A 15,093-nucleotide genomic window follows, 5' to 3' on the forward strand; every position below is an offset into this window, starting at 1 on the left:
GGGCTTTCCAATCGCGATACCGCCGCCGATTACTTCAGCGACAGTTGATCGGACAGCACACGCGGCGTCAGGAAGACCAGCAGCTCCGTGCGGTTGTTGATCTTGCTCGTGCTCTTGAACAGATTGCCGAGCACCGGAATGTCGCCTAGCAGCGGCACCTTGTTGATGTCGGTCCGCTCGTTCTGCGTGTAGATACCGCCGATCACGACCGTGCCGCCGTTCTCGACCAGCACCTGCGTCTGCACGTGCTTGGTGTCGATGGCGAAGCCGTTGGTGGTCTGGATCCCCACGCTGTCCTTGTTGACGTCGACATCCAGGAAGATGTTGCCGTCCGGCGTGATCTTCGGCGTCACTTCCAGCTTCAGGTTGGCCTTCTTGAACGACACCGAAGTCGCACCGGAAGACGTCGCCTGCTGGTACGGAATCTCAGTACCTTGCTCGATCAGCGCCTTGATGTTGTCGGCAGTGACCACGCGCGGGCTGGAGACGATCTTGCCGCGGCCATCAGCTTCCAGCGCAGACAACTCGAGCGCCAGGAAGCGGCCGGCACCGGCGTTGAACAGGCTCACGGCCACGCTGGCCGCGTTCACACCATTGATGCCGTTGGCGGGGAAGCTGATCGCCGGGCTGTTGTCCCACGTGGCGCCCTGCGTAATCGGCGACACCACGTTGGTGTAGGTATTGCCGTAACCAGCGCCATTCGTCTTCGACGCGAAGCCCAGCTTCGCACCCAAGTTGCGGCTGAACGTGTCGTCCGCCTCGACGATGCGCGCTTCGATCATCACCTGGCGAACCGGGATGTCGATCTTCAAGAGGAAGGCCTGCACCTCTTCAAGCTTGCTCGGGATGTCGGAGACGAACAGTTGATTCGTACGCGTATCCGCCGTGAGCGAGCCGCGCTTGGACAGGATCCGGGAAGTCGCGGCACCGCCAGCGACACCGCCTGCCCCACCCGCGGCGCCGGCACCCAGCAGCATGTTGCGCACATCCCCAGCGCTTTGGTAGTTCAGGCGGAACACCTGGCTGCGCAGTGGCTCCAGCTCGGTCACTTGCTGCTGCGACTCAAGCTCGGCCTTTTCCTTCGTGGCCAGCTCACCGCGCGGGGCAACCCACAGGACGTTGCCGTTGCGACGCGATGCCAGCCCCTTCGAATCGAGCACGATCTGCAGTGCCTGATCCCAGGGCACATCTTTCAGGCGCAGCGAAAGGGTGCCCGTCACGCTATCGCTGGTCACGATGTTGAGGTTCGTGAAGTCGGCGAAGACTTGCAGCAAAGAACGCACATCGATGTTCTGGAAGTTCAGCGACAGGCGCTCACCGCGGTAGCCGGGGCCGGAAATCAGCTTGTTCGGGTCTTCCTTGGTCGGACGCACCTCCACCACGAACTGCGTGTCGGTCTGGTACGAGCTGTATTGCCAGTTACCGCGCGGCTCGATGATCAGGCGTGCGCCTGTGCCGTTGTCGGTGGCACGCATGGCCTGCACCGGCGTGCCGAAATCGCTCACGTCATAGCGACGGCGCAGCGACTGTGGCAGCGTCGCACCGACGAAGTCCACGACGAGGTTCTGGCCTTGCTGGGCGATGTTGATCGCCGAGTTGGCAGTCGACAGGTCGACCACCACGCGGCCGGCGAGATCCTCGCCGCGGCGGAAATCAACATTGCGCACCGCAGGGCGCTCGGCGCCCGCGACGGGGGCCGGGGCCGAGAATGTCGGCGCCGCGACAGCCGCCGCCACTGGCGCAGCTTCCAGCGTCAGTACGTACTGGTTGCCACGCACCTCCGACTTGTACTGCGTCTGGCGCGATAGATCGAGCACGACGCGGGTACGGTCGCCGATCTGCACGACGTTCGCCGAACGCAGCAGCTTGCCGCCGTACTGGTAATTGGCGCGGCCTTGCGCGAAGGTCGCCCCGAAGAAGTCGATGGCGATACGCGCAGGCTGCTGCGTGCTGAACTCCACCGGCTTCTGGGTCGGCGCGCTCTTGAGCGTGACCGTCACCACGGTGGATTCACCGGCCGTGGCCTGCTCTACCTTTTCAATCGTGTTGCCGGAGACGGCCGCCGCAGGCGCTGCCTGCTGAGCGACCGCCTGACCGGCCACCATGAACAGGCACAGCGAAAGCCATGCCACCGCGCCCCCCCGGGCCACTCGGGTTGCCTGCGACAGGCCGCCCTTCACAAGACGCATCGTCATTGCGCGCTCTCCTGAACTTTCAGGGTCGTCATTTTTTCTTTCCATTCGGTCGTGCCTTCGCGCACCAGCTCACGCAGGGTGAGTTCCTGGTCTCCGATGCGGACGATGCGACCATAGTTTTGTCCGATGTACTGCCCCACATGCACATGCTGCGTCTTGTCCCCGACAGACACGACGGCTTCCGTCTCGCCATTGCGCTTCATCGTCCCGACCAGCTTGAAGGCTTCCAGCGGATAGTCTTCCAGCGGCTCGCGACGGCGATTCGGTTCCGGCGATTCGTTCTGCGCGCGCGAAAGTTCTGCCACCTTCTGCACACTGAACGGATCAGTCTGCTTGGTGGTCGTGTACTCGCGCGGCGCATAAGGCTTGGGCTCGGGCAGCGGCGGCACGGTCGTACTGACGCTCTGGCGCGCTTGCTGCATCCATTGCTGCAATTCATCGTCTTCGCTCGCGCCGCAGGCCGTCAGCACGACGGCCAGGCACAGCGGCGACAGACGCAGAAGATGCGACATGCGGCGACGGCTCATGGTGCGGCCCCTCATTTGGCGCCTCCCTTGGCGGCGGCGTTCGCCTTGCGCTGCGCGGCCTGCTCCTCGGCGTCGAGCGCCCGATAGGCTTCAGCACGCGTTTCCATCACCATGCCGCCATCCTTGGTGCCCGTCAGCGAAATGTTCTGCAGCGTGACGATGCGTGAGAGCGCCGCCACGTCGGCAGCGAACAGCGCCATGTCGTGATAGCGGCCATTCACCTTCACCGCCACCGGGATCTCGGCGTAGTAAGGCTTGATCACCGCGCCGGACGGACGGAACAGGTCGAAGGTCAGGCCACGCGCAATACCGGCATGGTTGACGTCGGCCAGCAGCGCATCCATCTCGGTCTTGTTGGGCAGTTGCAGTTCAAGCTTGGCGACACGCTGCTCCACCTCAGCCTTCTGCTTGCGCAGCGCTTCGAGGTTCACGACCTGCGCAAGCTTGCTCTGGTATGCCGACTTGAGGTTGCCCTGCTCGGTGCGCTTGGCGTCGCGCTCGTCAAACTTGCCGCTCCAGTAGAACTGCCAACCCAGGCCGATCACCAGCACGGCGGAGAGAATCATGAACAGGATGCGCGGCGCGATCGGCCACGTTTCCGGCTCATTCAGGTTCAGGCCACGGAACTGGCTGACCAGGTCTTCCAGCGAAATTTCGGTCGAGAGCGCCATGGTTATTTCCCCGCCGTGGCCGCACCCGGCTTGGCCGGCGCTGCCGGCTCGGCCTTCCATTGGAAGCGGATCGTGAAGTTGAACAGGCGGCGCTGTTCCTTCAGGTTGTTCGTCATGGTGGTGGCCACCGATTCACCCAGCTCGGCATGATCGAGCCAGGGCACCGCACCCAGGTTGCGCAGCAGGTCCGACACGCGCTCGTTGGACTGCGCCACCCCCGAGACGGTGTAACGGTCGCCATCCTGTTTGAGCGAGGTGAGATAGATGCCGTCCGGCACCTGGCGCACCAGTTCTTCGAGCAACTGCACCGGGCGGTTGCGCTGGTTCTGCAGGCTTTCCACCGCTTGCTGACGCTGCAGCAGGTCGTCGATGTCCTTCTTGAGGGTGTTGACCTCGGTGATCTGCTTGTCCATCTCCGCGTTCTTCTGCGTGAGGATGTCGTTGATGCGTTGCGCCTCTTCGGTCTGGTGATCGATCACCATGCCGCCCAGGAACACCACCACCGCGCCCGCAACGGCCGCGCCGCCCAGGCTCATGAAGACTTTCTTGCGCTTGCCGGCGCGTCGCTCTGCGTGATACGGCAGCAGGTTGACGTTCGGGAGCGCATTCACGGCATTCGCGCTTTCATTGGCCATCGTCAGCTCCTTATTGCAGCCCGCGCAGGGCAAGGCCCGCGCTGACGATGTAGGCCGGCAGATCGCGCTGCAGATAGCGCGCGTTGACGTTCTTGGCCGCGCCCATGTTGGCGAACGGGTTGGCCAGCGTCGTATTGATCTGCGTCTGCTGCTGGATGGCGGTCTGCACGCCCAGCAACGATGCGTGACCGCCCGAGAGCACGATCTCGTCCACGCGGCCGACGCTCGACGTCGACAGGAAATTCTGAATCGCCTGGCCGACCTCCATGGCCAGCGTCTCGAGCGAAGGCTTGAGCAGCTGGCTGCGGTATTCGTCGGGCAGCGTGTTCTTGCGCTTCTTTACCTCGGCCTTGAGCAGGTCGAGGGAAAACAGGCGCGAGATGCTTTGCGTGAGCTGGTCGCCCGAGCCGGACATCGGCTGCTCGTACAGCTCCTTCCAGCCTTGGTAGAACAGTGCGTGCGAGCGCGCACCACCCAAGTGGAACATCGCCACGACGGGCATGTCGCGCGTTTCAATTTCGCTGGCGTCCGGCTTGACCGCCAGCATGTGCGTCATGGCCCGCTGGATGGCGTTCTCTTCCACGTCCATGACGATCGCTTTCAGACCGGCCATCTCGGCGGCGGTCACGCGCTCGGTCACGCGCTCGGAAACCGTTGCCGTCACGCGCACGCCGATCCCGCCTTCGGTTTCGGACGGGCCGATCACGACATAGTCGAAATTGACGTTCTGCGAGGGCGGAAACAGCCGGTTGGCTTCGCTCTCGACCTGCACGAAGAGCTCGTCTTCGGTCAGGTTGTCGGGCAGGCTGACGGTTTGCGATTCCGTCAGGCTTGCAGGAATGGCAAGCACGGCTTCCTTACCGCGAATGCCAGCCTTGGCGATGGCGCGCTTGAGCGCATTGCCCACCGCATCGATATTCACCAGATTGCCGTCAGCGACGGCACTGCGTTCAATCAGCTCGCTGGCGCACTTTTCGAGACGGAAATCCCCCTGCTTGCCGTTGGCGGACAACTCCACCACCTTGACGCTGGAAGACCCGATATCTATCCCGACGATATTGCGGCGCAGCAGGCCGGACAACAAACCCCGTCGCACAGAGACACCCCACCGTTTATAGTTTTTTGAACCCTGGCGCCCGTCGCAAATCCAACGTGCGCCATAGCCTGCTTAGATTTGCTGCTGGATTCTCACAAAATCCTTTAGAACAGGCAAACGCTCCAGCAGACCGCGACGCATTTCGCGCCATGCCCTTCCGAAAGCGTTGTCAAAACCCCACGGTCGGGGGATACCCCTTTCGTCTGACTTGATTTCCGCTCCGCCTACTTCTAACGGCGGATTCGTAGCCGCCTTGAATCGCGGGACTCCGGATGCACAATCAGCGCGCCAACCGAGCATGACGCAGCGCACAAGTGCAGTCTGGTTAGCAGACGTGACACTCGTTACGTGCTGTTACGTCCGATGCGGCCGGACTGCGGAAGCCCCAACGATATAATCGCCGCCACGCTGACTGACACCCCCGGTGCCCACCCGTAATGGCTACTGCCCAAACCACCCCAGCTTCGCCCAAGCCGCCCAAAGCCCGCCGCCCGCTGTGGGCGCGACTGCTTCTCTGGATGCTCGGCCTGTTCGTTGCCATGGGGGTCGTCGGGGCGCTGCTGCTGGGCTATGCCCTGCTCGTCGCCGCGCCCAACCTGCCGTCGCTCGACGCCATCACCGATTACCGCCCGAAGATTCCGCTGCGCGTGTACACCGCCGACAACGTCCTCATCGGCGAATTCGGTGAAGAGCGCCGCAGCTTCGTGCCGATCGCGCAGATGCCCGACGTGATGAAGCGCGCGGTGCTGGCCATCGAGGATGACCGTTTCTACGAGCACGGCGGCGTCGACTTCATCGGCGTGCTGCGCGCGGGGCTGGCGAATCTGCACGGCGGCCTGTCGCAAGGCGCGTCGACCATCACGATGCAGGTGGCACGCAACTTCTTCCTGTCGAGCGAGAAGACATACACGCGCAAGATCTACGAGATACTGCTTTCGTACAAGATCGAGGCGAGCCTCACAAAGGATCAGATCCTTGAGCTGTACATGAACCAGATCTACCTGGGCCAGCGTGCATACGGCTTTGCCAGCGCCGAGCAGATCTACTTCGGCAAGAACATCAAGGACATCACCCTGGCCGAAGCAGCCATGCTGGCGGGCCTGCCCAAGGCGCCATCGGCGTACAACCCCGTGGTGAACCCGAAGCGCGCCAAGGTGCGTCAGGAGTACATCCTGCAACGCATGCGTGACCTGCACTACATCACCCCGGAACAGTACACCCAGGCCGTCAACGAGCAACTGCCGGTGCGCGGCGAAGGCCATGAATTCGACGTGCACGCCGAATACGTCGCCGAAATGGTGCGCCAACTCATGTATGCGCAATACCGCGAGGAAACCTATACGCGCGGCCTGAACGTCTACACGACGCTGCGCAAGGCCGATCAGGACGTTGCGTATCAATCCGTGCGTCGCGGCATTCTCGATTACGAGCGCCGTCACGGTTATCGCGGCCCTGAAGCGTTCATCGACCTGCCCTCCGATGCGGAAGAGCGCGAACAGGCCATCGACGACGCCTTGCTCGAGCACCCGAACAGCGACGATCTGCAATCGGCCGTGGTGGTGAGCGTGTCACCCAAGCTGGTGCGCGCGACGATGCTGACCGGTGAGACGATCGACCTGGCCGGCGACGGCCTGCGCTTTGCACAGGCGGCCCTGTCGAACAATGCACAGCCCAAGATCAAGCTGCGCCCAGGTGCGGTGATCCGCGTGATCGAGGACACGAAGACGCAGAAGTGGTCCATCACGCAGTTGCCGGAAGTGGCGTCGGGCTTCATCTCGCTGGACCCGCAGACGGGCGCGATCTACTCCATGGTTGGCGGCTTTGATTTCAATCGCAGCAAGTTCAACCACGTCACGCAGGCGTGGCGCCAGCCGGGTTCGAGCTTCAAGCCGTTCATCTACTCGGCGGCGGTGGACAAGGGTTTCTCGCCGTCTACGGTCATCAACGACGCGCCGCTCTCGATCCCGACCGGCGATACCGGCGGGCAGGTGTGGGAGCCGAAGAACTACGGCGGCGGCTATGACGGCCCGATGACGATGCGCCGCGCGCTGCAAAAGTCGAAGAACCTGGTGTCGGTGCGGATCCTGCGCGCGATTGGTACGCAGTACGCGCAGCAGTACATCACCCGCTTCGGCTTCGACGCCGATCGGCACCCGGCCTATCTGCCGATGGCGCTGGGCGCAGGCTCGGTGACGATGCTGCAGATGGCGAGCGGCTACTCGGTGTTCGCCAACGGCGGCTACCGCGTGAACCCGTACATCATCGATCGCGTGGTGGATGCGCGCGGCACGGTCGTGCAGCAAAGCCATCCGATGACCGCCGGCAAGGACGCCGTGCGCGTGATCGATCCGCGCAACGATTTCATCATGGATTCACTGCTGCGCAGCGTGGTGTCGAACGGCACGGGCTACCAGGCCAAGGTCAAGCTGGGCCGCAACGACATGGCTGGCAAGACCGGCACCACCAACGACTCGTTCGACGCCTGGTTTTGCGGCTACACGCCCAAGCTGGTCGGCGTGGCCTGGATGGGCTACGACAACCCGCGCAGCCTGGGGGATCGCGAAACCGGTGGCGGCCTGGCCCTGCCGATCTGGATCAACTACATGAGCTACGCGCTCAAGGGCGAACCCCAGACCGAGCGCCAGCCGCCCGAAGGCGTCGTGCAGATGGCCGGCGACTGGGCTTACGAGGAATACGCCAACGGCCAGGGCGTGGCCTCGGTTGGCCTGGGCGATGCGATGCCGGGAGGCTCCGCACCGGCCGGCGATCAATCGCAACAGCCGGGCATCAACCTGGCGCCGACGCAGGAGCAGGAGAAGCAGAAGATTCTCGACATGTTCCGCGGCAACTGAACGTCGCGCCCACGAAAAAGCCGCCCTTCGAGGCGGCTTTTCTTTTTGTCATGCGACGAGACGGTTACGCTCAGCCGGCGGCCAATGTCACATCCACATCGCTTTGCTGGCTGATATAGCGCGAGAGCGCCACATAGAGCTCTTCCTTGCTGCGCGTGTCGACCCAGCGGCCGTCGTCGCCCCGGCGGAAATGGAAACCGCCGGCACGCGCTGCCACCCACAGTTCCTGCATCGGCGCCTGGCTGTTGATGATGATCTTGGAGCCATCGTCGAATTCCAGCGTCAGCACGTTACCGGTGCGATTGACCTCGATGTCGGCATCGGCCTCGTCGGCAGCCGTTTCGACGATGTTTTCGATGCGGGTGAGTTCCGCTTCGGCCAGCGCCAGGAACTCCGATTCGCTCAGGGGGGGCATGCTACACTCCAAAATCTTGCGCGGACGTTGCGTGGCGGCCATTTGCGGCCCGTCCTGACCAGCAGGCGCCTCGTCCCATATGACTCCGATCGCCGCAAGGGTCACACCCTGGGGCATCCTTTCTGCACCATCATCCGATGATACGAACCGCCGCCATTGTAGCCACTGTCGGCCTGACCCTGACGGTCGCAGGCCTATCCGGCTGCGGGATTCGCGGGCCGCTGTACATGCCCAAGGTGCCGCCGGCGCCAACCGCGCCGCAAACCACTGACCCCGGCATCGCCGGCCCGAACGCCGTGCCGCAGCCCCCGGTTCCGGGCGCCAAACCCGCAGCCGCAGATGCGGCCAGCGCGGTGCCCGCGAACCGCTAATCCCGTCTTTTTGCTCAACCGGCGACGCCCTTATCCGGTGCGACGCCCAGAATGTTCCCACTCATGTCCGAGTCCCTGATCCGCCAGGAAGGCGCGCTGATGATCGAAGGCGTCGCGCTCGACGCGATTGCTGCGCAGTTCGGCACGCCCACCTATGTGTACTCGCGCGCCGCGCTCACGGCCAACTATCGCGCCTACGCCGCCGCCTGCGAGGGCCGCAACGCGCATGTGCAGTACGCCATGAAAGCCAACTCGAACCTGGCCGTGCTGCAGGTGTTCGCACAGCTTGGCGCGGGCTTTGACATCGTGTCCGCCGGCGAACTCAAGCGCGTGCTGCGCGCCGGTGCGCCGGCCTCGAAGGTGGTGTTCTCGGGCGTTGGCAAAAGCGCGGACGAAATGCGCTTCGCGCTGGAAGTCGGCGTGGCGTGCTTCAACGTGGAGTCGATTCCCGAACTGCACCGCCTGAACGATGTGGCGGCCTCGATGGGCAAGGTCGCGCCCGTGTCGCTGCGCATCAACCCGGACGTCGATGCCAAGACGCACCCGTACATCTCGACGGGTCTGAAGGGCAACAAGTTTGGCGTGGCGTTTGACGAAGTGCTGCCGACCTACCGCGCGGCCGCCGCGATGCCGAACCTGCACGTGGTCGGCATCGACTGCCATATCGGCTCGCAGATCACCGAGGTGTCGCCGTATCTGGATGCGCTGGACAAGGTGCTCGATGTAGTGACGCAGCTGGACGCCGAGGGCATTCACCTGTCGCACATCGATGTGGGCGGCGGTCTTGGTATCACCTACACGGACGAGACGCCGCCGGACATCACCGCCTTCGCGCGCACACTCCTGGACCGCGTCGAGCAGCGCGGTTTTGGCGATCGCACCGTGCTGTTCGAGCCGGGCCGGTCGCTGGTGGGCAACGCCGGCCTGCTGCTCACGCGCGTCGAGTACCTCAAGCCTGGCGCCAGCAAGAACTTCTGCATCGTCGATGCGGCCATGAATGACCTGGCCCGCCCGGCGATGTACGAGGCGTATCACCACATCGTGCCGGTGCGTGAAAGCCAAAGCGCGCCGGTCGTCTACGACGTGGTGGGCCCGGTGTGCGAATCCGGCGACTGGCTGGGCCGCGACCGTTCGCTGGCGGTGCAGCCGGGCGACGTGCTCGCGATCCTGTCAGCCGGCGCGTACGGCTTCACGATGAGCTCAAACTACAACACGCGCAATCGCGCGGCCGAGGTCATCGTCGATGGCGACAAAATCCATCTGGCGCGCGAGCGCGAGTGCTTTGAAGACCTGATCCGCGGCGAGCATCTGTTCCCGGCGTAAGCCCGCATCGCAAAGAAAAAGCCGACGCGCCAACGTCGGCTTTTTTTGGGCGCGATCGGCATCAATCGCGGGCTGGCATCACGGCCCCGGTCATCGCACTGCGCTGCGAGCGCCATGCCCACCACACCCGCAGGCCCAGCAGCACCGCCATCACTGCGGCGTAGATCGACACCTCGGCAAAGTCATGCTTGCCGGCCTTGTGCCACCAGTAATGCAGGATGCCCAGCACGCCCGTCACGTAGACAAGCCGGTGCAGCCACTGCCAGCGCTTGCCACCCAGGCGGCGCACCATCGCGTTGGTCGACGTGGCGGCCAGCGGAATCATCAGCACGAACGCCGCAAAGCCAACGGTGATGAAGGGCCGCTTGACGATGTCCTTGAGCATCGACGCCGGATCGAGCCCGCGGTCCACCAGTAACCAGATCAGGAAGTGGATCGCGCCGTAGAAGAACGTGTACAGCCCGAGCATGCGGCGAAGCCGGATCAACCAGTTCATGCCCGTGATGCGGCGCAGCGGCGTGATGGCTAGCGTGCAGCAGAGCAGCACCAGCGTCCACGTACCGGTCGAGCGCGTGACGAACTCCAGAGGATTGGCCCCGAACTGGTCTGTCGCGCCCAGGAAGACGATGCGCAGGAAGGGCAGCAGCGCCACGATCCATACGATCGCCTTCACCACACGCAATGGCTTGGGCGGCAACATCGGCGGCAGCAGTGTCATGTCGGCCTCAGAAATTTTTGCGCAGGTCCATGCCGGCATACAGCGGGGCCACCTGGTCGTAACCGTTGAACATCAGCGTCTTGCGCTTGGGCGCGAACAGGCCGCCGAAACCGCCTTTGTCCTCGCCGATGCGGCGTTCGGTGGCCTGGCTCCAGCGCGGATGGTCCACGGTCGGGTTCACGTTGGAATAGAAGCCGTATTCATTGGCCGCGGCAATGTTCCAGCTCGTCGGCGGCTGCTTCTCGACAAAGCGGATCTTGACGATGGACTTTGCGCTCTTGAAGCCGTACTTCCACGGCACGATCACCCGCACGGGCGCACCGTTCTGGTTTGGCAGCACCTGGCCGTAGAGGCCGAAGGTGAGCAGCGCCAACGGGTGCATCGCCTCGTCCAGACGCAGGCCTTCGCTGTACGGCCACTCCAGCACGGGGCTGCTGATGCCGGGCATCTGGCGCTTGTCGGCCAGCGAGATGAACTGGATGTACTTGGCGCCGCCCTGGGGCTCCACCCGCTTGATCAACTCGGCCAACGGGAAGCCCACCCACGGAATCACCATCGACCAGCCCTCGACGCAACGCAGGCGATAGACGCGCTCTTCCATCGGCGCGAGCTTCATCAGGTCGTCCAGGTCGTAGGTTTTGGGCGTTTTCACCAAACCTTCCACGCTGACTTGCCACGGGTGCGGGCGCAGCGTGCCGGCATAGCGCGCCGGGTCGGCCTTGTCGGTGCCGAATTCGTAGAAGTTGTTGTACGTGGTGACTTGGTCGTACGGGGTGGCCTTCTCCACGGTTGTGTACGCCGGATTGGGCTTGCCTGCCAATTTGGCCAGCGGCGGGTTGGCAGCGAAGGCCTCGCGCGCCGCCCATGGTGCCAGCGTTGCGCCGGCGGCGCCCATGGCGGCAGCGGCCAAGATGCGACGGCGCTGCTCGAAGATGTGCTGCGGTGTGATCTCGCTGGCGGGAATGTCATCGCCATGCAGCCAGCGGTCGGTCTTGATCAGCATGATTCGTGGTCCTCGTTGTGCGGGAACGCTGTCCCATGTGCGTTGGTCGTGCTCGCGCTGTCGACCTGACAGCGCGCGGCAAAAAATGATGTGGCGCTATTCCTTGCGGGGCGCTGGCCCGGTGAATTCGCTGTACTGCCGATAGACGGCTTGCGCCACTTCCAGTAACTGCGTCCGCCCCAGCGGGCCGGCGACCGCAAACCCGAGGCCGTGATCCGCCCAGTAGAACGCCATCGGCGGCGGATGATCGACCGCCGGATGAATCGCTTGCAGCACACGGTTGTCGGGCGCGAGCGTCTCCAGCCGGAAGCCGGTATCGCGGTTGTTTGGCATGCGCCGCAACTGTACGGAGATACGCGTGCCCCCGGGGCCCTCGTACATCAGCATGGCCGTCGGCGCATCTGCCACCACCGTCTGGCGCCCGCCGATGAGCCGGTAGCCCAGCGATGTCAGATCAGGCACGTGCAGCTGTGCGTCGAGCCGACGCGACAACCATGTGACCAGATGCGCCTCCTCGTCGGCCGGCACTTCCACGATGTGTTTCGACTCCGGAGAAAAGACGACGTGCGATACGAGTGCATCGTTGGCGAACCGTTGCATGGGCATGGTGCGCTCAACGGCACCTCGACTCAGCCAGCCGGCCCCGGACCCGACGGCTAGGCACGCCACACTCAGCGCCACCACGCTCCATCCGCGCATGGCGCCAAAGCCGCTGGCCGTGGGGCGACGTGCTACCGCAAGGATCGCTGCCGGAATGCGACGCTGCGGCACCGGTTCGTTCAGCAGCGGATCGAGCGCGCGGTGCAATTGCGCATCCGTCTCGCGCCAAGCCGCAACTTCAGCCGCGGCGCCGGGGTGCGCGGCAAGATAGGCCTCCACGGCAGCACGGCGCGCCGCGGGCAAGCGGCCGTCGGCATACGCATGGAGTTCGTCGATATGAATGGAATTGGAGGACATGGCGAGCCTCACTTCACGCGGTGCAGCGTTGCGCTGCCGCCATCGCCGGATGCCGCAAATGCAGCCGATGCGGCTGGCGCCCCGTCGAGCGCCGCGCGCATCCGCTCACGCGCCCGCGACAGCCGCGACATCACCGTGCCGATCGGCACGCCCAGCACATCGGCGGCTTCCTTGTAGGCGAACTGCTCCAGGCCGACGAGTAGCAATACCGCGCGCTGATCTTCTGGCAGCGTCGCCAGCGCGCGCAGCAGATCGCGGCGCAAACCGGGGTCGTCATCGACGGGAATCTCGGGGGGCGCATCGCTCAGCTCGATTCGGTCGGGCCTGCGCACGGCGTTGAGGTGGAGCCGATGCATGATGGTGAGCAGCCAGGCAAACAATCCGTCGCCCTCGCCTTTCGCGCCGATCTGGCCGAGCGGGCCCAGCCTGGGTCGCAACTGGAAGCGCCAGCGATAACGCCAGGCACGTTCCAGCGTGTCCTGGACGAGGTCGTCGGCGCGGCTGGCGTCACGCACGAGCCCGCGCGCGTGCCGGCGCAGGCGTGGCGTGAGCGCAATCAGCCGGCTGGCCAGATCGGACATAGGGGCGCGAGCGAGGGCGGCGTGCTTACGGCTTGGCGACGTGCCAAACGTTCATGAAGCCGTCGCCAGTCTGGTCGCCCGGCATCTTGTCCTTGGTCCAGAGGTAGAGCGGCTTGCCACGATAGGCCCACTGCTTCTTGCCATCGTCGCGCGTGATGATCGTGTAGTCGCCAGACGGCTTGTCGGCGTCATTGGCGGCCAGCGGCGGCCAGTTCTCGGCGCACTTGCCGTTGCAGGCGCTCTTGCCGGCCGTGGCGTCACGGTCAAACATGTAGAGCGCCATGCCGTGTTGATCCGTCAGCGTGCCGTTGGTCACCTTGACGGCCGACGGCGTGGACGAGGCTCCCATGCCCATGCCGCTGCAGCCGGCCACACCGAATGCGGCGAGCAGCGCGGCGCTGGCCAGCGCGGTGCGCGGATTGAACCATTTCTGGGAAGCTGCGGACTGGCTCATCTTGTTCTCCTTGGATGGAGAGGCGCGCCGATCGCGCCCTCACTGAGCAGTAAACACGCTAGGCGCGTCTTTATTCCAGTCCGCTGAGTTTTTTGTGACTGACGGCTTACAGCTCGCCGTAACTGTGCAGGCCCGAGAGGAACATGTTCACGCCAAGGAAGGCGAACGTCGTCACCAAGAGGCCAATCAGGGCCCACCAGGCCGCCATGCGGCCACGCAGCCCCTTCATCAGGCGCATGTGCAGCCACGCGGCGTAGTTCAGCCAAACGATCAGCGCCCAGGTTTCCTTCGGATCCCAGCTCCAGTAGCCGCCCCATGCGTCAGCCGCCCACAGCGCCCCGAGAATCGTGGCGATGGTGAAGAATGCAAAGCCGACGGTGATGGCCTTGTACATCACGTCGTCCAGCACTTCGAGCGACGGGAGGCGATCGGCCAGCACGCCCCGCTCCTTCAGCAGATAAGCCGCACCGACCATGGCCGACAGGGCGAACGTGCCGTAGCCGATGAAATTGGCCGGTACGTGGATCTTCATCCACCAGCTCTGCAATGCCGGCACCAGCGGCTGGATCTCCTGCGCGCCGCGCGACACCGTGTACCACAGCAGAAAGCCCACCGCCGCCGACACCACCAGCATCACGAAGGGGCCCAGCGCGCGCGTCTTGTAACGCTGCTCGTAGTACAGATAGAAGAGCGAGGTGATCAACGTAAAGAGGATGAACACCTCGTACAGATTCGAGATGGGGATGTGACCAATGTCTGCGCCGACCAGGTACGACTCGTACCATCGCACCAACATGCCGGTCAGGCCCAGCACCACCGCTGCCCAGCACAGCTTGCTGCCGATGGCCCCGCCCGCTTCCCAGCGCAGCGCCAGCCCGGTCCAGAAAAACAGCGTGGACAGGAAGATCAGCGCGCTCATCCAGAGGATGGCCGACTGGCTGGCAAGGAAATACTTGAGGAAGAAGGCATGCTCAGCGCGGGCGAGATCCGGGCCGTTGGCACCGGCGTACTGTGAGATACCGAACAGCGACAACACGGCGATGCCGATCATCAGTACGCGCACCGGCTTCCAAGTCCAGCCAAGCCATGCGAAGGCGGGCACGGCGGCAACGAGAATGCCGCGCTCGTAGCCGTCCATGTAGGCGCCGTAGCGCGAGAAGGCGTAACCGGCGCCGGCGGCCAGCATTGCAGCAAACAGCCAGTCAAACCAGCCCAGGCGGCGGAAATACGACGGACGCTTCAGCGCACCCAGATCAGCGCTCGCCACGGTCGTTTGGGGATTGGTCGCTTCCATC

The 15,093-nt window shown here is 64.2% G+C and carries 15 protein-coding genes; 3 read left to right on the forward strand and 12 right to left on the reverse strand.

The window, feature by feature from the left end; translation table 11 throughout:
- Window positions 1-29: 29 nt before the first annotated feature.
- The 5 genes from pilQ to pilM are packed head-to-tail and all read right to left on the reverse strand — an operon-like array spanning window position 30 to window position 5,109.
- Window positions 30-2,189, reverse strand: coding sequence for a temperature dependent type IV pilus secretin PilQ (gene pilQ, locus BEK68_RS13515; protein WP_280818566.1), 2,160 nt, complete (start codon window positions 2,187-2,189; stop codon window positions 30-32).
- A 2-nt stretch (window positions 2,190-2,191) separates the two neighbouring features.
- Window positions 2,192-2,737 (reverse strand): pilus assembly protein PilP, encoded by a 546-nt coding sequence (locus BEK68_RS13520; RefSeq protein WP_012436570.1) that lies wholly within the window; start codon window positions 2,735-2,737, stop codon window positions 2,192-2,194.
- Window positions 2,734-3,393: a type 4a pilus biogenesis protein PilO gene (locus BEK68_RS13525; protein ID WP_012436571.1), complete on the reverse strand. Its 660-nt coding sequence runs from the start codon at window positions 3,391-3,393 to the stop codon at window positions 2,734-2,736. Before BEK68_RS13525 ends, BEK68_RS13520 begins: the two co-directional genes overlap by 4 nt.
- 2 nt (window positions 3,394-3,395) lie before the next feature.
- Window positions 3,396-4,028: a PilN domain-containing protein gene (locus BEK68_RS13530; protein ID WP_004634550.1), complete on the reverse strand. Its 633-nt coding sequence runs from the start codon at window positions 4,026-4,028 to the stop codon at window positions 3,396-3,398.
- A 10-nt stretch (window positions 4,029-4,038) separates the two neighbouring features.
- On the reverse strand, window positions 4,039-5,109 hold the full coding sequence (pilM, locus tag BEK68_RS13535) for a type IV pilus biogenesis protein PilM (protein WP_024542181.1): 1,071 nt from the start codon (window positions 5,107-5,109) through the stop codon (window positions 4,039-4,041).
- 452 nt (window positions 5,110-5,561) lie between these two features.
- On the opposite strand from pilM, the gene BEK68_RS13540 reads away from it, so the two are divergent.
- Window positions 5,562-7,976 carry a penicillin-binding protein 1A gene (locus BEK68_RS13540; protein WP_024542182.1) on the forward strand — a complete coding sequence of 805 codons (2,415 nt, stop codon included), beginning with the start codon at window positions 5,562-5,564 and terminating at the stop codon, window positions 7,974-7,976.
- Window positions 7,977-8,046: 70 nt separating this feature from the next.
- Here the strand turns inward: BEK68_RS13540 and cyaY are convergent, their stop codons facing one another.
- The gene (cyaY, locus tag BEK68_RS13545) at window positions 8,047-8,391 is read right to left on the reverse strand and encodes an iron donor protein CyaY (protein WP_012436573.1); all 345 of its coding nucleotides are present in this window, start codon (window positions 8,389-8,391) and stop codon (window positions 8,047-8,049) included.
- A gap of 137 nt (window positions 8,392-8,528) precedes the next feature.
- Between cyaY and lptM the strand changes: the two genes are divergently transcribed.
- Together lptM and lysA are read left to right on the forward strand one after the other, a co-directional pair.
- Window positions 8,529-8,762 carry an LPS translocon maturation chaperone LptM gene (gene lptM, locus BEK68_RS13550; protein WP_004634541.1) on the forward strand — a complete coding sequence of 78 codons (234 nt, stop codon included), beginning with the start codon at window positions 8,529-8,531 and terminating at the stop codon, window positions 8,760-8,762.
- A gap of 63 nt (window positions 8,763-8,825) precedes the next feature.
- Window positions 8,826-10,085, forward strand: coding sequence for a diaminopimelate decarboxylase (gene lysA, locus BEK68_RS13555; RefSeq protein WP_024542183.1), 1,260 nt, complete (start codon window positions 8,826-8,828; stop codon window positions 10,083-10,085).
- A 61-nt stretch (window positions 10,086-10,146) separates the two neighbouring features.
- Here lysA and msrQ read toward each other — a convergent pair whose 3' ends face one another.
- The 6 genes from msrQ to ccsB all read right to left on the reverse strand — a co-directional run bounded on the left by msrQ (window position 10,147) and on the right by ccsB (window position 15,092).
- Window positions 10,147-10,803 (reverse strand): protein-methionine-sulfoxide reductase heme-binding subunit MsrQ, encoded by a 657-nt coding sequence (msrQ, locus tag BEK68_RS13560; protein ID WP_012436575.1) that lies wholly within the window; start codon window positions 10,801-10,803, stop codon window positions 10,147-10,149.
- Window positions 10,804-10,810: 7 nt separating this feature from the next.
- On the reverse strand, window positions 10,811-11,806 hold the full coding sequence (gene msrP, locus BEK68_RS13565; protein ID WP_004634534.1) for a protein-methionine-sulfoxide reductase catalytic subunit MsrP: 996 nt from the start codon (window positions 11,804-11,806) through the stop codon (window positions 10,811-10,813).
- A 96-nt stretch (window positions 11,807-11,902) separates the two neighbouring features.
- Window positions 11,903-12,763: an anti-sigma factor family protein gene (locus tag BEK68_RS13570; protein ID WP_004634532.1), complete on the reverse strand. Its 861-nt coding sequence runs from the start codon at window positions 12,761-12,763 to the stop codon at window positions 11,903-11,905.
- Window positions 12,764-12,771: 8 nt separating this feature from the next.
- A complete protein-coding gene (locus BEK68_RS13575) occupies window positions 12,772-13,344 on the reverse strand; it encodes an RNA polymerase sigma factor (protein ID WP_012436576.1) in 573 nt (190 codons plus the stop codon).
- A gap of 25 nt (window positions 13,345-13,369) precedes the next feature.
- Window positions 13,370-13,798: a COG4315 family predicted lipoprotein gene (locus tag BEK68_RS13580; RefSeq protein WP_004634529.1), complete on the reverse strand. Its 429-nt coding sequence runs from the start codon at window positions 13,796-13,798 to the stop codon at window positions 13,370-13,372.
- A gap of 106 nt (window positions 13,799-13,904) precedes the next feature.
- On the reverse strand, window positions 13,905-15,092 hold the full coding sequence (ccsB, locus tag BEK68_RS13585) for a c-type cytochrome biogenesis protein CcsB (RefSeq protein ID WP_004634525.1): 1,188 nt from the start codon (window positions 15,090-15,092) through the stop codon (window positions 13,905-13,907).
- Window position 15,093 lies beyond the last annotated feature (1 nt).

Source organism: Ralstonia pickettii, assembly GCF_001699815.1.
GTDB lineage: Bacteria > Pseudomonadota > Gammaproteobacteria > Burkholderiales > Burkholderiaceae > Ralstonia > Ralstonia thomasii.